This window comes from Chroococcidiopsis sp. [FACHB-1243], from assembly GCF_014696895.1.
Taxonomy (GTDB): domain Bacteria; phylum Cyanobacteriota; class Cyanobacteriia; order Cyanobacteriales; family Chroococcidiopsidaceae; genus Chroococcidiopsis.
Genome location: NZ_JACJQX010000042.1, coordinates 1 through 20,147, shown reverse-complemented (window position 1 = coordinate 20,147; position 20,147 = coordinate 1). Strand labels below are relative to the sequence as shown.

20 protein-coding genes are annotated in these 20,147 nt (G+C 42.5%); 9 read left to right on the top strand and 11 right to left on the bottom strand.

Annotation, left to right across the window (positions count from 1 at the left end; translation table 11 throughout):
- The first annotated feature begins 107 nt into the window (after positions 1-107).
- Positions 108-1,043, top strand: coding sequence for a ParA family protein (locus H6G17_RS25505; protein WP_192161414.1), 936 nt, complete (start codon positions 108-110; stop codon positions 1,041-1,043).
- A 33-nt stretch (positions 1,044-1,076) separates the two neighbouring features.
- Here H6G17_RS25505 and H6G17_RS25500 read toward each other — a convergent pair whose 3' ends face one another.
- Positions 1,077-1,334 (bottom strand): hypothetical protein, encoded by a 258-nt coding sequence (locus tag H6G17_RS25500; RefSeq protein ID WP_015155180.1) that lies wholly within the window; start codon positions 1,332-1,334, stop codon positions 1,077-1,079.
- Between the two features lie 306 nt (positions 1,335-1,640).
- On the opposite strand from H6G17_RS25500, the gene bioF reads away from it, so the two are divergent.
- Entirely contained in the window at positions 1,641-2,825 is a 1,185-nt protein-coding gene (bioF, locus tag H6G17_RS25495; protein ID WP_192161413.1) for an 8-amino-7-oxononanoate synthase, read from the top strand.
- A gap of 66 nt (positions 2,826-2,891) precedes the next feature.
- On the opposite strand, the gene H6G17_RS25490 is transcribed toward bioF, so the two are convergent.
- From H6G17_RS25490 to H6G17_RS25480, 3 genes are read right to left on the bottom strand one after another with little or no spacing between them, the layout of a single operon-like run.
- Positions 2,892-3,347 (bottom strand): GNAT family N-acetyltransferase, encoded by a 456-nt coding sequence (locus tag H6G17_RS25490; RefSeq protein ID WP_192161380.1) that lies wholly within the window; start codon positions 3,345-3,347, stop codon positions 2,892-2,894.
- Positions 3,348-3,548 carry a hypothetical protein gene (locus H6G17_RS25485; RefSeq protein ID WP_192161379.1) on the bottom strand — a complete coding sequence of 67 codons (201 nt, stop codon included), beginning with the start codon at positions 3,546-3,548 and terminating at the stop codon, positions 3,348-3,350. It abuts the gene before it with no gap.
- Complete coding sequence (locus tag H6G17_RS25480; protein ID WP_192161378.1) at positions 3,545-3,889, bottom strand: hypothetical protein; 345 nt, start codon at positions 3,887-3,889, stop codon at positions 3,545-3,547. The genes H6G17_RS25485 and H6G17_RS25480 overlap by 4 nt, the downstream gene beginning before the upstream one ends.
- Positions 3,890-3,958: 69 nt before the next feature.
- On the opposite strand from H6G17_RS25480, the gene H6G17_RS25475 reads away from it, so the two are divergent.
- The gene (locus H6G17_RS25475; RefSeq protein WP_192161377.1) at positions 3,959-6,112 is read left to right on the top strand and encodes a Tex family protein; all 2,154 of its coding nucleotides are present in this window, start codon (positions 3,959-3,961) and stop codon (positions 6,110-6,112) included.
- Between the two features lie 247 nt (positions 6,113-6,359).
- On the opposite strand, the gene H6G17_RS25470 is transcribed toward H6G17_RS25475, so the two are convergent.
- The gene (locus H6G17_RS25470) at positions 6,360-7,298 is read right to left on the bottom strand and encodes an exopolyphosphatase (RefSeq protein ID WP_192161376.1); all 939 of its coding nucleotides are present in this window, start codon (positions 7,296-7,298) and stop codon (positions 6,360-6,362) included.
- 175 nt (positions 7,299-7,473) lie between these two features.
- Here H6G17_RS25470 and H6G17_RS25465 point away from each other — a divergent pair, with 175 nt between their 5' ends.
- Positions 7,474-9,945: a putative PEP-binding protein gene (locus tag H6G17_RS25465; RefSeq protein ID WP_192161375.1), complete on the top strand. Its 2,472-nt coding sequence runs from the start codon at positions 7,474-7,476 to the stop codon at positions 9,943-9,945.
- A gap of 6 nt (positions 9,946-9,951) precedes the next feature.
- Here the strand turns inward: H6G17_RS25465 and proS are convergent, their stop codons facing one another.
- Positions 9,952-11,442, bottom strand: a complete 1,491-nt coding sequence (gene proS / locus H6G17_RS25460; protein ID WP_192161374.1) for a proline--tRNA ligase — start codon at positions 11,440-11,442, stop codon at positions 9,952-9,954.
- Between the two features lie 144 nt (positions 11,443-11,586).
- Here proS and H6G17_RS25455 point away from each other — a divergent pair, with 144 nt between their 5' ends.
- Both H6G17_RS25455 and H6G17_RS25450 read left to right on the top strand, forming a co-directional pair.
- On the top strand, positions 11,587-12,237 hold the full coding sequence (locus tag H6G17_RS25455; protein ID WP_192161373.1) for a DNA-3-methyladenine glycosylase 2 family protein: 651 nt from the start codon (positions 11,587-11,589) through the stop codon (positions 12,235-12,237).
- A gap of 83 nt (positions 12,238-12,320) precedes the next feature.
- Positions 12,321-13,847, top strand: coding sequence for a cryptochrome/photolyase family protein (locus tag H6G17_RS25450; protein WP_192161372.1), 1,527 nt, complete (start codon positions 12,321-12,323; stop codon positions 13,845-13,847).
- Here the strand turns inward: H6G17_RS25450 and H6G17_RS25445 are convergent.
- Together H6G17_RS25445 and H6G17_RS25440 are read right to left on the bottom strand one after the other, a co-directional pair.
- Positions 13,831-14,013 carry a type II toxin-antitoxin system HicB family antitoxin gene (locus H6G17_RS25445; protein WP_192161412.1) on the bottom strand — a complete coding sequence of 61 codons (183 nt, stop codon included), beginning with the start codon at positions 14,011-14,013 and terminating at the stop codon, positions 13,831-13,833. The genes H6G17_RS25450 and H6G17_RS25445 overlap by 17 nt on opposite strands.
- 63 nt (positions 14,014-14,076) lie before the next feature.
- Positions 14,077-14,322 (bottom strand): hypothetical protein, encoded by a 246-nt coding sequence (locus H6G17_RS25440; RefSeq protein ID WP_192161371.1) that lies wholly within the window; start codon positions 14,320-14,322, stop codon positions 14,077-14,079.
- A gap of 127 nt (positions 14,323-14,449) precedes the next feature.
- On the opposite strand from H6G17_RS25440, the gene H6G17_RS25435 reads away from it, so the two are divergent.
- Together H6G17_RS25435 and H6G17_RS25430 are read left to right on the top strand one after the other, a co-directional pair.
- On the top strand, positions 14,450-14,788 hold the full coding sequence (locus tag H6G17_RS25435; protein WP_192161370.1) for a DUF433 domain-containing protein: 339 nt from the start codon (positions 14,450-14,452) through the stop codon (positions 14,786-14,788).
- On the top strand, positions 14,785-15,132 hold the full coding sequence (locus H6G17_RS25430; protein ID WP_192161369.1) for a DUF5615 family PIN-like protein: 348 nt from the start codon (positions 14,785-14,787) through the stop codon (positions 15,130-15,132). Before H6G17_RS25435 ends, H6G17_RS25430 begins: the two co-directional genes overlap by 4 nt.
- A gap of 19 nt (positions 15,133-15,151) precedes the next feature.
- Here H6G17_RS25430 and H6G17_RS25425 read toward each other — a convergent pair whose 3' ends face one another.
- Positions 15,152-16,003, bottom strand: coding sequence for an alpha/beta fold hydrolase (locus H6G17_RS25425; RefSeq protein ID WP_192161368.1), 852 nt, complete (start codon positions 16,001-16,003; stop codon positions 15,152-15,154).
- A 55-nt stretch (positions 16,004-16,058) separates the two neighbouring features.
- On the opposite strand from H6G17_RS25425, the gene H6G17_RS25420 reads away from it, so the two are divergent.
- Positions 16,059-16,739 carry a queuosine precursor transporter gene (locus H6G17_RS25420; protein WP_192161367.1) on the top strand — a complete coding sequence of 227 codons (681 nt, stop codon included), beginning with the start codon at positions 16,059-16,061 and terminating at the stop codon, positions 16,737-16,739.
- Positions 16,740-16,888: 149 nt separating this feature from the next.
- Here the strand turns inward: H6G17_RS25420 and H6G17_RS25415 are convergent, their stop codons facing one another.
- Positions 16,889-18,481: a nucleoside hydrolase gene (locus tag H6G17_RS25415; RefSeq protein WP_192161366.1), complete on the bottom strand. Its 1,593-nt coding sequence runs from the start codon at positions 18,479-18,481 to the stop codon at positions 16,889-16,891.
- A gap of 142 nt (positions 18,482-18,623) precedes the next feature.
- The gene (locus H6G17_RS34820) at positions 18,624-20,036 is read right to left on the bottom strand and encodes a molybdopterin dinucleotide binding domain-containing protein (RefSeq protein WP_347276472.1); all 1,413 of its coding nucleotides are present in this window, start codon (positions 20,034-20,036) and stop codon (positions 18,624-18,626) included.
- Between the last annotated feature and the right edge of the window lie 111 nt (positions 20,037-20,147).

Genomic DNA, 20,147 nt, shown 5'->3' with positions numbered 1-20,147 from the left:
CTAAATTTCATAAAGATATTCAAACAATTTTCTCCCATTTGTGCAAGTGCAGCTAAGCTATTCGGAGATTCAAACCGACCAAGAGCTGTATAGCGAGGATGTCAAATATGACCTATACGATCGCCACTGCTAACATGAAAGGAGGTGTCGGCAAAACGACTCTCAGCGTCAATCTAGCCACAGCACTAGCAAAAGAGCATGGTAAGCGAGTATTGATTTTTGACTTAGATACTCAAATTAGCGCCACTCTCAGCTTGATGGCTCCCACAGAGTTCGCTAACTATAGAAAAAGAAAACGCACCCTCAAAAATTTTATCAATCAAATTATTCAACCAAACTCTCAAGCCAGACTTCCGGTTCAAGATGCAATCCATCGTTCGGTCTGTAATATTGCCAACCTGGATTTGTTACCAGGAGATATTGAGTTATATGACGAATATATGGTAGCAGAGATGCTACATGAAAAAGCTTTTGAAGTCGATCGCTTGGACTTTGAAGTTGTCTGGAATCGGTTTGAAAGAACTTTGCTCAAACAGATTTTACAGCCAATTATATCTGATTATGACTGCATTATTTTCGATTGCGCTCCTGGTTACAATCTCATGACTCGTAGCGCTCTTGCTGCTAGCGATTTCTATATTTTACCAGCTAAGCCCGAACCCCTATCAATTGTAGGAATTCAGTTATTAGAAAGACGCATCGCCGAATTGAAAAAAAGCCATGAAGCCGAGGCTGTCATGGGAATTCAACTGATCGGTATTGTGTTTACAATGGCTGGTAATCTCTTTACAGGTAGATACCAAAGGCAAGTCGTACAGCGGATAAATCAGGATTTTACCCCTGATAAAATCTTTAATACTCAAATTCCAATGGATGTCAATGTTGCGAAAGCAGTTGATAGTTTTATGCCCGTAGTTTTGAGCAATCCTCACTCTGCTGGAGCCAAAGCTTTTAGTCAGCTAACTCAGGAGTTCGTTCAGAAGTTAAACGTAGCTCAAGAGCGAAAAACTCAGCCGATGAATCCTAGTTTTGCCACTATTTAAAATATGAGGGTGCGTTCATAACGCACCCCAGAACTATCCTTTAGAAATTTTACCTTCAAGAATAACTCGGTTGGCGATCGCAATTAATGTTTCTGCAACCTCATCGCGACTCATTAAGTTAACCAAACCAATAATTGAACCAGATAAACAGCTATTATCAATAACTACATTTAAGCCTGAGTGTTCGCCAATCAACCGCTGTACTAACTCGGCTTTATCTTCTAGTGGCAAACTTTCTGCAAGAGGCAGAACTTCATCTAATGTACGTTTAATGTTACCGTTTGAAGCCACAACGCACCTTTTGTTTTCTAAGTGAAAATTGAATATGAGATCATCCTAGAATGAGGCTGATTTTTATTTAACCGCAAATTCACTGGTTTATTCTGCACTTGTGCAGCTGTCTCCGCATTCCTACTTAGATGTTACTAGGTATTTGTTGGTATATTCTCAGGTGAGAAGATGCGATCGCCTATTCTAAAGGTATATCGGTAAGGTTACTGAATTGCTGAGATGAAACACGTAACCTGTGGTAGGGGCGCACAGCTGTGCGCCCCTACAAGTATCATGCTGTATAGAATATTTACGTTCTCATCCCCCATGTCAAAAGATCCTTATGCTTGGATAGAACAATCTTTAGCAACCATCCACAAAGCCGATTGGTATCGTGCCGTACAGACAATTGACAGCCGCCCTGGTGCTATTATCCGAATGGAAGGGCGATCGCTGATTAATTTTGCTAGTAACGACTACTTAGGGTTAGCAGGGGACGCACGGTTAATTCAAGCAGCTATAACGGCTACGCAGATATACGGTGCGGGAAGTACGGGTTCTCGTCTACTTAGCGGACATCGAGAATTGCATCGAGAATTGGAACGAGCGATCGCAATTCTAAAACAAACTGAAGATGCTGTAGTTTTCAGTTCGGGATATTTGGCAAATTTGGGTACAATTGCGGCTTTAGTTGACAAACGCGATCTAATTCTTTCAGACCAATACAATCATTCTTGCTTAAAAAATGGGGCAGTTCTCAGCGGTGCAACAATAATTGAGTATCCCCATAACGATATTTTATTTTTAAAAACCCAGCTAGAACAACGCGATCGCTACCGTCGTTGTTTAATTATGACTGATAGCGTCTTTAGTATGGATGGGGATGTATGCCCTTTACCAGAACTGATAGATTTGGCAGCACAATATAACTGTATGCTATTAATTGATGAGGCTCACGCTACCGGAGTTTTTGGTAAAACTGGGGCTGGTTGTGTAGAACATTTCAATCTTACTGGTAGCCCGTTAATTCAAGTTGGCACGCTGAGCAAAGCTTTGGGAAGTTTAGGCGGTTATGTTGCAGGTTCGGCTGCTTTAATTGACTTTTTGCGCAATCGTGCGGCTAGTTGGATCTATACTACTGCTCTTTCTCCTGCCGATACAGCAGCTGCGATCGCGTCTATTTCCATTGTACGAGAAGAACCAGAACGCAGACAGAAACTCTGGCGAAATATTAATTATTTAAAACATTTAATGACTCAAGAATTACCGCAATTAAAATTATTACCTTCTGAGTCGTCAATTTTGTGCTTGCAATTAGCAGATGCCGCTACAGCTTTAAAATTTGGTTTGCAATTGAAAGAAGCAGGAATTTTTGCCCCAGCAATTCGTCCCCCTACCGTACCGACAAGTAGGATTAGATTTTCCATAATGGCGACTCATGAGTTGAGTCAGATTGAGCAATTAGTAGAAATTTTGTGTCAGCTTAATTCTCAGGTGCATTTCAAGATATAGTTTTGTGCCGCGCATCAGCCGTAGGCGAAGCGTTAGACGCAAAGACACAAAGAGGAAGACTTTAACTTATAGATCCTTCGCCATAAAAACACTGTTTGGATCTTCTTTATATGTGGAAAAAGGCGCACAGTTCTTAAAGCCGTATTTCGCATATAAATTGCGTGCTGGCTCAAAAAAAGGCATTGAACCAGTTTCTAAACTTATACGCCGATAACCTCGTAGCTTCGCTTCGTTCAAGATATGCTGAAGTAGCATTGACGCAATACCTTTCCCTCTAGATAAAGCAGTCGTACGCATCGACTTAATTTCAGCATGGCTTGTGTCTAATTCTTTCATTGCACCACAGCCTGTTAGTCTACCATCATCCCACACCGTCCAAAATGTAATTTCTGGTTTTCTTAACCCTGCTAAATCTAAAGCATGTTTACTTTCAGGAGGCGAAACAGACTTCATTTCTCTGATATGTTCTTCCAAAAACTCAGCAATTTCAGAGCTAGAAAGATCGTCAATCTTTATTTCCATTTATATTTCCATTTGTCTCCTTTTCTGCTGCTGTCGCGTCCGATAAGCGTATGATGGACTATTGCAAATATCTGCTTCTGCACTTGCGATCGCTCGATCCAATAATTCGTTCAACTCGTCAAACTGATGACAAACTTCTTTCAACTTCTCAACAGATCGTCTTCTTGTCTCTAGATCGGGTATTCTAGGCTGGCTACTCATGGCAAATTCCAATTCCTTTTAACATCCATAATACTTGCTGCTGCTGAATCAACGTAAGCTCTTGCCTGCTCTATCGATTGCTCTAGCAAATTTAGCGTAGCAGAGTTAGCTGTTGGTTGTGCTTCTGCTACTCTCAATAACAGAGTGTAGAGTCGAGTGTAAGCAGATGTTGCTCTCTCCCTAATATTTTGAAGTTCTTCTAGTTCTGGCATTGTCTCCTCTACTTCGCCAAACTGCTCAAAGATGGCTGCGTCTGTAGCTGTAGCTTCGTCGATGCGTTCTAGCAGTCGTCGTTGCAAGCTAAAAATAGTTGAAAATGTTGCGTCAGGTAACTTTGCCATTTCGCTCGCCGTTGCATTTTTGAATCATGTGGCATATTACCTTTAAGAGAGACTGCATAAACTGACTCGATGGTAATTCCTCAACTACTGGCTCAAGAACTAAATCTCAAACCCTTCCAGGTGCAAAGCGCCCTAGAATTAATGGCAGAGGGTGCGACAATTCCGTTTATCGCTCGTTACCGCAAAGAACGCACGGGAGAAATGAACGAAACCCAACTGCGGGAACTAGCTGACAGACACGCTTACCTCACAGAACTAGAAGAAAGAAAAGCAGCAATTTTAAGCGCGATCGCCTCCCAAGGTAAAATGACAGAGGAACTACAGGCAAAAATCACCGCCTGTTTGCAGAAAACTGAATTAGAAGATTTATACCTTCCCTATCGCCCCAAACGCCGCACCCGTGCTACGGCGGCGCGAGAAAAGGGATTAGAACCCCTCGCCGAGTGGATTAAATCTCTCAATGTCAAAAACGCCCCCATCGTACCTTTAGAATCAGAAGCAGTAAAATATATTTCTGAGGAAAAGGGAGTTAAGTCAAACGAGGAAGCGCTTAAAGGTGCGGCTGATATCTTAGCGGAAGAAACTGCCGAAAAAGCAGAGTTACGCGCTTACATTCGCGAATATCTACTCAATGAAGGGGTGTTTGTCTCGCGGATAAAGGACGATTACCCCGAAGGTACGACAAAATTTGAAATGTACCGCAACTATCAAATTCGAGTTGAAGATATCGCACCGCACAATTTACTCGCGCTGTATCGCGGTGAAGCCGAAGGAATCTTGGATTTCGATCTCAGTTTTGATGAAGGGGTGGTATTGTCCTATCTAGAATCACAGGAAATTCGCACAAAGAACCCCAGTTTGAGGAAATTCTACCACGATTTACTCAAAGATGGATGGACGCGATTAATGAAAGAGTCATTAATTAGTGCCGTCCGTGCTGAGAAAAAAGGCTTTGCCGATGTTGAATCAATTAAAACTTTTGAAGCAAATTTACGCGATTTATTGTTATCCAGTCCAGCCGGAATGCGTCCGACACTGGCGATCGATCCTGGATTTAGGACGGGGTGTAAGGTAGCCGTGCTGTCGCAAACAGGGCAATTTTTGGCATATCAAGCAATTTTTCCCCACCAATCAGCAGCAGCGCGATCGCAAGCAGCACAAACAATTAAGCAATTGCTGGAAAAACATCAAATTGAGTTAATTGCGATCGGTAACGGTACGGCAGGACGAGAGACGGATGAATTTATTACAGAAGTTTTGCAGACGGTGGAACGCAAACCAATTAAAGTGATGGTGAATGAATCGGGCGCATCGATCTATTCTGCCAGTCAAGTTGCGATCGCGGAATTTCCCGAACTTGATATCACCGTGCGCGGTGCAATTAGTATTGGCAGACGCTTGCAAGATCCGCTAGCAGAATTAGTTAAAATCGATCCCAAATCAATTGGTGTGGGACAATATCAGCATGATGTAGACCAAAAACTTTTGAAGCAAAAGCTAGAGGAAACCGTAGAAAGTTGCGTGAACTACGTAGGCGTAGATCTGAACACTGCTTCGCAAGAATTATTGGGCTATGTATCTGGAATTACGACAACAATTGCCAATAACATTGTTGCCTATCGGAATGAAAATGGTGTATTTAAAAACCGTCGTCAATTACTCAAGGTAGCTAAATTAGGACCAAAAGCCTTCGAGCAAGCTGCCGGATTTTTGCGAATTCGAGGTGGAGAAAATCCTTTAGATAATACCGCAGTCCACCCGGAAAGTTATAAAATTGTGGAAGCGATCGCTAACGACTTAAACGTATCATTAACTCAAATTTCTCAAGTTGCATCTAAGCTCAAAGGAACGAATCTGAAAAAATACGTTACTGAAACTGTAGGCGAACCAACATTAAGAGACATTATCGGCGAATTAGAAAAACCCGGCAGAGATCCTAGAGCTGAATTTAAATATGCTACATTTCGAGAGGATATCAAAGAAATCTCCGATCTCAAATCGGGCATGGAATTAGAAGGAATCGTTACTAACGTAGCCAACTTTGGCGCGTTTGTAGATATTGGCGTACACCAAGATGGTTTAGTTCATATTTCTCAATTAGCCGATCGCTTTGTGGACGATCCAAAAAAGTTTGTCAAGGTTGGACAAATTGTCAAAGTGCGCGTATTAGAAATTGACGTGCAAAGAAAACGAATTGGGTTGTCAATGAAGTTAAATAAATAAAATGTAGGGGTGGGTTCACCAAAAGTCTTTATCTTCTTGCGGATATTTTCCAAACCCACCCTACCAAGATCCATTAATTCCCACAGATTCCATCAAGTCTGAGATCGCAGCAACATTTATCAAAATGCATCAATTTTTACAGATCTACTGGGGTGAGTTTATCAATAAACTGCAAGTATTTCAAGTATTTTTGGTGAACCCACCCCTACACGAATATGATATTCAAACCAATAAAATCAAATTTAAATTACTCGTTCGCCTTAATTTGGCTAATGATTTCCCTTAATGTTTCATCCACGGCTTCATGCGCGACTTGACAAGTTCCAGCGTTGGCATGACCACCACCACCATACTTTAACATCAACTCGCCAATATTAACCTGAGAACTGCGATCGAAAATCGATTTGCCAACGGCAAACACTGTATTTTGTTGCTTCAAACCCCACATTACATGAATTGAGACAGTACACTCAGGATATAAAGCGTAAACCATAAACCGATTCCCCGCGTAAATAGTCTCTTCTTGCCTCAGATCTAATACAACTGTTTTGTCACGAACAGTCGCACACTTTTTAATTTGTGCTTGAAATTTAGCCTCGTGTTCGCGATAAACATCGACCCTTTCTTTCACGTCAGGAAGATTTAAAATCTCGTCAATCGTGCTATCTTTACAAGCATCGATCGAATTCATCATCAAATCGTAATTAGAAATTCTAAAATCTCTAAATCTACCTAACCCCGTTCTCGCATCCATCAAAAAATTCAGCAGTATCCAGCCTTGAGGTCGTAAAACTTCCTCTAAAGTAAATTGAGCCGAGTCCGCTCGGTCAACTGCTGTCATCATCTCTTGGGAAATATGCGGAAATTTTTCCGCTCCACCAAAATAATCGTAAACAACTCTGGCAGCAGATGGAGCGTTAGGATCGATGATATGAGTGGAGGAGCGATCGCGATTTCTCAGCGTTTCGCTAAAATGATGGTCGAAGGCTAAATACGCACCTTCAACATAAGGTAAATTTGTAGTAATATCATGATTAGTAATTTCAATTTTGCCATCTTGCATATCTTTCGGATGGACGAACTTAATCTCATCGATCAAATTCAAACTTTTTAGTAAAACAGCACATACGAGACCGTCAAAATCGCTTCTCGTAACTAATCGATACTGTTGGGTTTTTAGTAACATACTAATCTTGACCTCTTGAGCGATTGTTCAAATGGATTTGCATAGACAGTACGCTTATTAGTTTCTAGCTATGCTCGATCTAGTTTTCCCAGGAATTTGCTTAAATAAACACTTAATAAGTCGGAATTAACTGATAACTGACAACTGATAACTGACAACTGACGAGAGAAAATTCTTGAACACACTCTACTTACTGGAGCAAATTTCAGCCGCAGAACGCCTACAGATAGGAGAAAAGGCATTCCATCTCGGTCGGATTGCGACAAACGGTTATCCAGTAGTACCTAGTTGTGTCGTTCCCGCTCAAACTCTGTGGAAATTTCTCACGCAGTTAAATTCGTCCGATCCATTAATTGCCGATCTGCCAGAATCCTCATTGAGAATAAATGTTGATGATAGTCATCAACTCCAGAAAGTTGCCCAACGCCTACAGCAAGAAATTCTTGCCGCACCCTTACCAGAAGAGTACTGGCGATCGCTGCTAGAAGCGACGCAATCGTGGCAAGCATCGGCATTAATTTTTCGCCCTTCTTTAATTCTGAAAACTGCGGCAATCCAAAATCTCAATTTCTCTGGACTGCTAGAAGCTCAAATATGTTGTCCAGAACCGGAAGCGATCGCCCTAGCTTTGAAGCAAACTTGGAGCCAGTTATTTCGCGCTAGAAGTCTTTTGTATTGGCAGCGCCACGGGATTGAATGGCGAGACATTCATCTAGCAGTCTTGGTACAACCCCTACAAAATGCGATCGCCTCGGGAATTTTAACGTGTAGCCCCTCTGAGATTGAGATTAGCGCTACTTGGGGTTTAGGTATAGCGATCGCCCGTGGGGAAGTTTCACCCGATCTCTACTTCGTTTCCACCGCAACGAATCAAGTGCGATCGCGGCAGTTGGGTAATAAAATCTTGGCTTATGGAGTCGGCAATATTCCCTTCATTTCAGATTTAACTCTTTGCACGACTTCTCTTTTACCCTCATCTGTCACCCCTTGCTTGCAAACATACTTGTTGAGCGAAGCACAACAGCAGCAGTATGCTCTCAGCGATGAGTCTCTCCAACAACTGATTCAACTCACGCAACAACTAAAAACAGATTTGGGCGCAGCATTCTATTTAGAGTGGACGTTGGCTCAAACAGGGATCGACGCAGAACCGCAACTCTACTTGACTCACGCGAATACCTATAGAGTTCGGGAGCCAGCAGCCAACAGCCAAAAGCCAAAAGAAGATTCGGAATTCCGAATACCTCTTCACTTAAGCCAGCTACGGAATTCGGAATTTATCTCAGGAATCGCAGCAGCAAGGGGAGAGGTCATTGCTCCAGCATACGTGATAGCAAAAGGCGAACCGCGACCTGTCACTATACCAGCAGGATCGATTTTAGTCGCTCCAGCGATCGCCCCTGACTGGCTACCCCTATTGCAACAAGCAGCAGGAATCATCACCGAGCAAGGAGGATTGACTTCTCACAGCGCCATTCTTGCTAGAGAATTAGGTATTCCGGCTGTTGTGAATGTTGCACGCGCCACAGGATCGATCCGAACAGGAGAATTATTAGGATTGAATGGCGATCGCGGTGAAGTGTGGAGAAGAGGCGACAAGGGAGACAAGGGAGAAGTCAAAATTCAAAATTCAAAATTCAAAATTTCCCGACTCCCGACTCCCGACTCCCAACTCCCGACTATAGCCACTCAACTCATGCTCAATTTGAGTCAGCCGAGTTTAATTGCTCAGGTTAAGGATTTACCCGTCGATGGCGTGGGGTTGTTGCGATCGGAACTGATGATGTTGAACGTGTTAGAGGGACAGCACCCGAGAGTGTGGTTGCAACAAGGACAACAGGCAGAATTATTAGATTTATGGACAGCACAAATTAGTCAATTCGTCAATGCTTTTGCTCCCAGACCCGTATTCTATCGCTCTTTAGATTGGCGATCGCCAGAATTTCAATCTTTGAATCTGGATGGTGTGGATGCTGCTGCTGGTAACAGCCGTAATTCCATTCTGGGACAGCGCGGTACGTTGAGTTATCTCAAAGATCCGAAAGTTTTTGACTTGGAACTAGCTGCTTTAGCCGCCGTGCAGCAGTCCGGTCAAACAAATCTTCACCTCATGTTACCGTTTGTCCGCAGTGTCGAAGAGTTTAGTTTCTGCCGTCAGCGCGTCGAGCAAGCAGGACTAACTCAAGTTGCGCAATTTCAATTATGGATCGTGGCAGAAGTGCCTTCAGTGCTATTCCTGCTACCCCAATACGTCAAAGCAGGAGTTCAAGGAGTTTCCATTGGCACGAACGACTTGACTCAATTGTTGCTGGGAGTAGACCGCGATCGCGGTGAGTTAGCCGCTAATTTAAACGAACGCCACCCAGTTGTCTTGCAAGCGATCGCCCAAATTATCCAAATGGCGCAGCAAGCTAATATTCCTTGCTCGATCTGCGGTCAGGCTCCCGTCCTTTATCCAGAAATTATCGACTCTTTGATCCGATCGGGCATTACCTCTATTTCCGTCGAACCGAATGCCGTCGAACAGACTTATAAAGCGATCGCCCGTGCTGAGCAAAGATTGCTCCTAGCTGCTGCGCGTCAGATTGGAGCAGAGGGGCAGAGGAGCAGAGGGACAGGTTGGTCAACCCGCCCCTACCATACCTGACTCCCGTTAATAGGCTCTAGCAAAAATGACTCGCCGATCTGTCTGCCTACCCGTATAAAAACATTTCCCCGTACCTTGTTGTAAGTCGAAAGGAATGCAGCGTCCGGTTGCTTTGGTTTCTTCTTTGATTTTCTCTTCGTCGTCAGAATTACCATCAAAGTAAGCAACGTAAAAACCTGCTTTTTCTTCGATCTGTTGCTGAAATTCAGCGTAGGTTTCGACGAAGTGTAAATTTTGTTGCTGAAATTCTTGCGCCCGTTTGAATAAGCTAACTTGGATGTCCTCTAATAAAGTTTTAATTTGGGATTCCAAGTCACTTTGAGCTACACTCATTTTCTCACCAGTATCGCGACGAACTACCACGGCAGTACCATTTGCTAAGTCTCTCGGACCCATTTCTAAACGCAACGGAATACCCTTTAATTCCCAATCATTAAACTTGAACCCAGGGCTTAAATTATCTCGCGTATCGACTTTAAATGAGAATGCCTTCGTTGCTTTGAACTGCTCTTGTAGTTCGGTAAATCGAGCTAATACTTGCTCTTTTTCCGCATCTTTACGATAAATCGGTACGCCAATAACTTGTAAAGGAGCAATACGCGGCGGACAAACAAAACCGCGATCGTCGGAGTGGACCATAATCAGAGTACCGATCATTCTGGTCGTGATACCCCAACTGGTAGCAAATGGATACTCTTGTGTTCCTTCAGCAGACAAATATTTCACGTCAAAGGCTTTAGAAAAAGTCGTGCCTAAATTGTGGCTAGTACCGACTTGAATGGCGCGTTTATCTTGCGTCATTGCTTCGATTGTATAAGTATGTACAGCCCCAGGAAACTTTTCGTTTTCTGTCTTGCGTCCGGCAAATACTGGAATAGCTAAATACTGCTCGACAAAAGTTTTGTAAATTTCTAACATTTGCCTTGCTTCAGCTTCAGCTTCATCAGCAGTTGCATGAGCTGTGTGTCCTTCTTGCCAAAGAAATTCGGTTGTGCGTAAGAAAGGTCTGGTTCTCAACTCCCAGCGACAAATATTTGCCCATTGATTCAATAGAATCGGTAAATCTCGATAGCTTTGAATCCAATTACGATATGCTGACCAAATAATAGTTTCGCTTGTCGGTCTGACGACGAGTGGTTCGGATAGTTCAGCATCGGGATCGACGGTAATTTCTCCCGATTCAGTCAGTTGTAGCCGATGGTGAGTGACGACAGCGCATTCTTTGGCAAAGCCAGAAACGTGTTCGGCTTCTTTAGAGAAGTAGCTGACGGGAATGAATACCGGAAAGTAAGCATTCGTGTGTCCGGTGTCTTTAAACATTCCGTCTAGGGTTTGCTGCATTTTCTCCCAAATCGCAAATCCTTCCGGTCGAATAATCATGCAACCGCGAATCCCAGAGTCTTCGGCTAGCTTAGCTCTGTCTACAATGTCTAGATACCAGCGGGAGTAGTCTTCATCGCGTCTGGTGATTTTGAGTGCATCAGCTTTCTCTGCCATTGACGTTCCCTTGTGCCTTGACGATCTCAGATTTAGTCTAAAGCATTAGTTGCCACTGTTAAGGATGTCATTTAGGTTGGATGTGCGATCGCAAAACTCAAGCAAGAAATACAATGTTAAGATGGCAAGCTCTGAGGGTCAAGAATGGATTATTCAGTTGCGATCGCGGCACTTACAAAATCCGACCCTATCCTTGCTACTCTAATTCAAAGAGTTGGTGCTTGTCGCCTCGATCGAGTCCAGCAAACGGGAGATTTATTTTTCTCCCTCTCCAAAGCCATTATCCATCAACAACTTTCAACTAAATCTGCAACTGCCATTCACCAGCGATTTTTGAAAATTTCTCCCACACAACTTCCCTCAGCCTTAGATATCCTCAACACTCCAGATGAAGTTTTGCGGGGAGTGGGTATTTCTCGTCCTAAGATTGTTTACCTCAAAGATTTGGCTGCTGAAGTCCTAGATGGATTACCTACCATTGCCGAGTTGGAATTATTAGACGACGAAGCGATCGTTCAGACGCTTACCCAGGTTAAAGGAATTGGACGTTGGACGGTGCAAATGTTATTAATTTTTCGGTTGCATCGCTGGGACGTGTTACCCATAGATGACTTAGGGATTCGAGCTGGCGTACGAAAAGTATACAATTTGGCAGAGCTACCCCACCGTAAAACTGTAGAACAATTGGGACAGCAGTGGAAACCTTATTGTACGATCGCATCCTGGTACCTTTGGCGCAGCCTGGAACAGTTATCAGCGAACAGTGACCAGTTATCAGTTATCAGTTATCAGTGACCAGTTATTTCTGACTTATGGCTTACCAACTACCCATTACCAATTACCCATTACCAACAACCATAACTAACAACAAATAAAATATGACTACAGGTATTTGGGTTTTAGGCGATCAACTTTGGATGGGACAATCAGCACTACAAAGTTGTGCTGATAAAACACACCATCCAGTTATTTTTATTGAATCTTTGCGCCATGCTCAAGAATTACCCTACCACTTACAAAAATTGGTATTAGTATGGTCGGCGATGCGTCATTTTGCCGAGGAGTTAAAGCAAGCGGGATGGAATATTACTTACAAGCAAGCTGAAGATTTTCAAACTCCTCTAATAGAGTGGATTCAACAAAATCAGATTGCAGAATTACGGGTAATGACACCGAGCGATCGCCCTTTTGCTAAATTAATAGAAAGCTTAAATCTCCCTTGTCAAATTCAATTTACACCCAATAATCGTTTCGTTTGGGGTGATGCAGAATTTATCCAGTGGGCAAGCTCTCGCAAGCGCCTGATTATGGAAGATTTCTATCGGGAAGGTAGAAAGCGGTTTGATATTCTTATGGTAGGCGATTTACCCGCAGGCGGACGTTGGAATTTTGACAAGGAAAACCGCCAGCCGCCTAAAGGTAAACTAAAATTACCAGAAGCTTTATGGTTTGAATGCGATCGCATGACTCAAGACGTAATTGATTTTGTCAAACAGTCACCTGCATTTAAAGATAGTCAAAAGTACTGGCAAATCCAACCTTTTCGGTGGGGAGTTACCCGTCAACAAGCATTACAAGTTCTTGACTTTTTCATTCAAACTCGCTTGTCTGATTTTGGACCCTACCAAGATGCAATGGTAACGGGAGAACAGACAATGTGGCACGCGATGCTATCTCCTTACCTAAATTTGGGATTAATTCATCCTTTAGAAGTCGTGCAAGCCGCAGAAAAAGCATATTACGAAAATCAGGGTGAGTGGGAACTCAATAGTATCGAGGGATTTATTCGTCAAATTTTGGGTTGGCGCGAATATATGCACGGGATTTATATCTATATGGGTGAAGATTATCCTACAAAAAATTGGTTTAATCACGCTCAACCCTTACCTGAATTTTATTGGACTGGAAATACGCACATGAATTGTTTGTACCAGATCCTCAAGCAGGTAAAAGAAATTGGCTATGCTCACCACATTCAGCGGTTGATGATCTTAAATAACTTTGCCTTAATTGCAGGGATTTCACCGCAAGAATTAGAAGATTGGTTTCACGCTGCATTTATTGATGCTTATGATTGGGTCATGCAAACAAATGTCATTGGCATGGGACAGTTTGCTGATGGGGGAATGATGGCATCGAAGCCTTATGCAGCGTCGGCAAATTATGTCAATAAAATGAGCGATTATTGTAAGAATTGTTATTATAACCCTCGCGATCGCACGGGTGAAAAAGCTTGTCCTTTCAACTTCTTTTACTGGGATTTTCTCGCCCGTCATTACGATAGTTTGAAGCACAATCATCGCATGGGTCAAATGTTGCGAAACTTAGAAAGAATGTCAGGGGAAGAATTAGAGAAGATTCGCGATCGAGCGTCAGAGTGGCATAAAATTAATTCGTTGATGTAGTAGAGTGGCTTTCATTAGCAACCTCAAGCCAACCTTCAATAGCATCTTTCAAGTTAGTCATTACTTCTTCCATTGTTTCTCCTTCAGTAATGCAGCCAGGAAGTGCAGGAACCTCTGTCCAGTAGCCTCCCTCTTCTGCTGGGTGAATTATTGCTTTAATTTTTATATACTTAGCCAGTTATTTTTGTATCAATACTATAGTACAGTCTATGTTATTCTTGATTGTATATTAATTTTCTAGCTTAAATTTCTTTAGTTTTTTATAATTGCGCTCCCAAGAGTTTTGTTGCTCTATAGTTTCTTCTGGCAATGGATCTTTAAACATGGTTTCACAATAAAGTACTAATTCTTCTACAACTCCTTTTACTCCAAAAACCTGAATATAAGCTTGTAATGCATAATTGAAAAATATGTCGCTTAATTCATTTTTATTGAGGTTTTGAAAATATTTGTCAATGGGAAGAGGGTGATTCATATAATAAATTTTGGCTCTCCTTGTCAAAACTACTTTTATTAAGCAGTCAGTGACCGCTCCTAGTAAAAGTTATGTTAACATAAACAGTAAGATTACCTCAATCAACATAGTAATAGTAAAAATTGTTATGGTGTTAACAATCGTAGCTGAAACTGCTCCACTAGATACTAATGCTGATGGCGTGGTTCGAGTAGGAAAGACTCGCGTAACTCTCGATACTGTGGTTGCTGTTTTCAAACAAGGAGTGACGGCAGAAGAAATTGTTTATCGTTTTCCATCGCTCAAATTAGCTGATGTGTATGCAACGATTGGATTTTATCTCAACCATCAGCAAGAAGTTGAAGCGTATCTCCAGCAACGGCAGAAACAATCGCAAGAGATTCGCAAAGTCAATGAATCGAGGTTTGATTCGCAAGGATTGCGTGACAGATTGCTTGCTCGTAGAGTAGAGCGTTCTACACAATGAAGTTTTTAGCTGATGAAAACTTCGACAACACAATTATTAGGGGGTTAATTCGCCGTAACTCCAACATTGATATCATTCGCGTTCAAGATGTAGGTTTATCGGGTAAAGATGACCCAACTATATTGGCATGGGCAGCACGAGAAAACCGAATATTACTTACTCATGATGTTGCTACAATTACGCGCTATGCCTATGAACGAGTGGTAGCAAGTCAGCCGATGCCAGGAGTTATAGAAATTAGTTTAAATGCACCAATTGGTAAAGTTATAGAAGATATTCTCTTGCTGCTAGAGTGTAGTTCTGAGAGTGAATTAGAAGGGCAAATTCAGTATCTTTCTCTGTAATGAAGGGATAAGTCAAGTATTAACTTTTATCCTCACTAGCCAAAAACTCTAACACCAAATTATTAAACTTCTCTGGATATTCTAAATGAGGATGATGCCCGCAGCGATCGAAAATGTGGAGATGAGCGTTAGGTATAGTTTTGGCTGCAATATAAGCATGAGCTACTGGTATAATTCTGTCTTGTTTGCCCCAAATTACTAAAGTTGGTACGGTAATGGTAGCAAGTTGACTGAGAATTGGACGAAATACTTGCGATCGCACTCCTAACAAGTGAAAATTCGTCTTAACCATCGCCATCAGTGCGGGTTTTCTTCCAGGTAAAGCAAAGATGGGATATCGCAGTTCCACCCACTCAGAAGGAATGCTTTGCGGGTTGAAAAAATTATTTTTTAACATCGGCGCTAGCAGGCGGCGTGACGGACGCAGTAACCTAATCAGCAAGGGTAAAGTTGTTAGGCGGATACCTAAAGCGATTTCCTTACCAAATCCCATACTATCTACCAACACCAACTTATCCACCCGTTGGGGAAACAGCAAAGCCAACTGTAAAGCCGCACCACCACCCATAGAATTGCCAATCAAAGTTGCAGATTCAATCCCAAGGGTATCCATAAAATCTTTGATAAACTGAGCCTGGTAGGTAAGAGAATATGATGCTTGAGGCTTATCCGAACGTCCAGAACCTACCATATCGAGTGCGTAGACGCAGTGAGATTTTGCTAGAGTACCAATGTTATACAACCAAAACTCTACCGAACCTTGACCCCCATGTAACAAAATAACGGGATTTCCACTTCCCATCATCCAATAACGAGTATTAATAGAATCAACTTTAACGTATCGATCTACTGGTACTTGCATCTGATTCATAAGTCATAAGTCAAAAATCAGAATTCTTCCCCGACTCCCTACTCCCTAATTCTGAATGTCTAAATCATACAAACATCTAGACGCGATCGCGACTTTATTTGTTACTGTTTTACTCATCTCAAATATTACCTCAACTAAAATCGTTAGCTTGGGATGGTTTACCTTTGATGGCGGAACGCTAATTTTTCCACTCAGTTATATTTTTGGCGATATCTTAACTGAAGTTTACGGATACTCTCGTTCTAGAAAGGTTATTTGGTTGGGTTTTTTCTGTGCTTTTTTAATGGCTGTAACTTTTAGTCTTGTTGGCGCATTACCTCCAGCAGCAGATTGGAAATATCAAGAAGCATATAATCAAATCTTAGGAGCTACTCCGAGAATTGTTGCTGCAAGTTTAATTGCTTATTGGATTGGAGAGTTTTCTAATTCTTTTATTTTAGCAAAATTGAAGATCTTAACTCGCGGCAAGTGGTTGTGGACTCGCACGATTGGCTCAACTTTAATCGGACAAGTTTTGGATACGACAATATTTATCTTAATTGCTTTTCTTGGAGTAGTTCCCAATAGCATAATATGGGTACTAATCGTATCCAATTATTTATTTAAATGCGGAATTGAAATTTTATTTACACCTATAACTTATTGGGTTACTCATTGGTTAAAGCGCCAAGAGCAAGAAGATTACTACGATATCAATACGAATTTTAATCCGTTTCGTTTTTCCAAAACAATTTAGTGTAAGAGGAGCTGGAGTTACGCGCTTGAAGTTCTAGATCTCGATCCCCCCTGGTTCCCTCCTTGAAAAAGGGGGAAAAAAGCCCCCTAGAAAAGAGTTTTAGGAAATCGAGTTCGTAACTTCTAAGGGTAAAAAGTTAGAATAACTCATCAGCGATCGCTAGTACAAACCAAATCAAAGACAAAATCTTGAATTGTTGTCTTAAAATTAGGATCGCCAGCAGCAGGCTTCACCGACAAACTCAATCTTACGGGATTTTTGACTCTTCCCAAGGCAAAAAGATTACCAATATCTCGCCGAAAAAGTTCCGCTTCTGGTAATTGTCCCGTTACCGTCCTCGGATCTCCATTTGTCAGTGTTGTTATTTCTAAATCGGCGAAATCTTCAAAATTTAGAAAATCATTCCATAGACTAGCTACAGTTAAAGTATCCCAGAAAAATAGTGTATCAAAAACGAAAACACCTGGAGCGGGCGAATTGGCAAATTGAACGTTTTTGATATATTGTGCAGGAGCAGTATTACACTGAGAGGGATTATCTTGAATGCGTTGGGCAAACCCTTGCAAGCGGGCGAAATTTGTAGCATTTAACGGGACGATATCCGCTGGAATTCCTGAATTGAGAACTTTATCTACCGCAGGTGCATCAATCCAAAAATTGACTTCGGCATTGTTGAGTGAATTGAAAGCTTTTTTGTGTTCTCCAGTTTGAATATTTTCAAAATTCGTCCCTGGAAATGGTAAATGGTGCGAACCAAAAACATGTTCTCCATCTTGATAGTAAATATTGCCTTCTGTCCAAACTGGAAATGGTTCGTTTAAACGGTAGTTACCATTAACATCAAAATTATCAGCTTTATTTTCATCCAAAACACCACCCATGTGAATAGTAGAAATAACAGAACTTAAATCGGCAAGTTTAATTTTCTTAGGACAGCCGTACTTACGAGGATTTTCTTCTATGTAAGAATAGGCTCTTGCTAAGTTAGTAACGGGTCCAACAGTAGCGATTGTCAGTGGATCGTCTTTTTTGTATGCTTCACAGATAGAAGCTGCTAAATAATTAGCAGCTTTCTTTTTCGGATCGATTAGATCGACTTCTCGAAGTTGAAATCGATTTAGAGCTGCTTCAGCTTGCGGCAAAATATACCTTAAAGTTTCATCGCGAAACGTTCGATTAAACTCGTTCCAGCAGACAAAATCGCGGGGAGAAGACACGAATTCTTGATGGAATAGACAAGGTTCTAAAGCTGGTTTACCTGCAAATGGTAACTGTACCCGCACTGGAGTCAATTCAGTTCCAGGGACGGGTTGACCAAAATCGTCAGCCTCATTTGGTACGTTAATAGTTGTCGCACTTTCATCACAACCAGAATAAATTTTTGCATCGCGATATTGAGCGATCGCTAAAACTTTTTGTGTTAGTCCGTCAATCGATCCTGCTTCAGGACTAAAATCGCCTAGCAGCTCTCGTTTTAATTCTGGATAACCTTCAGAATTATTACAATAAGATTCTCCGTGCGCCATTGTTGTGATTCCAATCAGCTTGACTGGCGGAGATTTCTGTTGCGAAGCAAGGGCTAGAGTTAAGATGGCATAATAATCTTCAAACGCGCCATCGTGATCGAAGATAACTCGAATTGGACGATCGCTAGCTATGGCAGAATTTGGCAAGCAAAAAGTAGCGGCAATAGCTGCGATCGCTAATCCAGAAACGAGTTTTTTCAGTTGATAATTTAACATAATTCACTTGTCTGCAAATGGAGACAAGTTAGCACGAGCAAAGATTGTTCTTGGTATCGAATTTTACTCCTACTATTGCGATCGGACTACGCCATAGAAGATCCCCCCAACCCCCCTTACAAAGGGGGGCTTTTGCGCGTTATTAGAGTGCCATGACCTCAACCAAAGCATCGCCAACAGCGGCGGCGTGACCCATATCTGCAAACGCAGACGAGGTTGCAGCATTGATGGTATTATTGGCGAGGCTGAGTTTACGCCAATATCCCAAAGGTGCGATCGCCACCCCAGAGCGAGTCATATCGCTGACAATTGCAGGGACTTGGAAAGAACCGCGATCGTTAAATACGTTCACCACTTGACCGTCAGCTATACCCCGCTTAGCTGCATCGTCGGGATGAATAATCACTCTCGGTTCGCCTTGCAGTTTGGCATGTTTGGGTAAATTGGCGAAACAAGAGTTGATGAATTGGTGGGGTTTCGCCGAGAGAAGATTCAACGGATACCGCTTTGCGAGTTCGGGGTTGCTTGCTGCTGATTCCCGTTGTGGCGTGTAGGTAGGTAGAGGATCGATTGGTTCTCCTGGTTGATATTCCTCATATCCCTGACGAAATGCTGGCAAGACGAAGTTACTATCTACTTTTGCGGTAGCCAGAAACTCGCATTTCCCTGACGGTGTGGGAAAATTACCCTCAGCATGGGGAACCAAATCGACTTTCAACTTACCATATCCCTGCTGTTGCAGCGACTCCATACTCATATCCTGCATGACGGGAGCCGACCAGTCGAGGACTTCCATCGCCAGTTGTTCGTCAGTCAATTTGAAACATTCTTCCTCAAAACCCATCCGCGCCGCCAATCGGCGGAACAATTCGGTATTGGGGACGGCTTCACCCAAAGGCGCGATCGCGGGTTGGTTTAATGTTACATAGGTATGACCCCAAGAAAACATCAAATCTAAATTTTCAACTTGAGTCGTTGCAGGCAGGAGAATATCAGCGTAGTCGGCAGTATCAGTCATAAAATGTTCGCTGACTACTGTAAATAAATCTTCCCGCGCCAAACCAGCGACAATCTTGTCTTGCTCTGCCGATTGCGTCACGGGGTTGCAGTTGTAAACAAATAGCGCCTTAATTGGGGGTTCGAGACTCACTTCACCCGTTAGCGCCGCACCTAACTGCCACAAGTTAATTAATCGCGTCCCAGGCTGAATAAATTCAGGGCGATGCACGACTTCCCAACGGATGGGGAAGGGCCACATCGGAGCTTGCAGCAATCCGCCGCCCAAATGTCGCCACGCACCGACTAAGGCAGGCAAACAGCAAATAGCTCGGACACCCTGACCACCACCTGCTTGTTTTTCTAGCGCCACTCCCAAGCGGATTACAGATGGCTGGCTAGATGCATATTCCCTTGCTAGTGTCAAGATATCTGACACGGGAACGCCCGTTATTTGGGCAACTTTCTCTGGTGGATACTGGGCAACTCGTTCTTTCAGTTCTGCGTAGCCGAGAGTATACTTTTCTACGTACTCGGCATCGACTAGATTTTCGCTAATAATAACGTGCCTGGTTCTACTCTAGTTTGTGTTTTTGTAAACGCGGGAAGATAGAAGCTATTAGGTTATATAGGATCGAGAACAGAGCAAGCTGGAGGATGTCTTCCAATG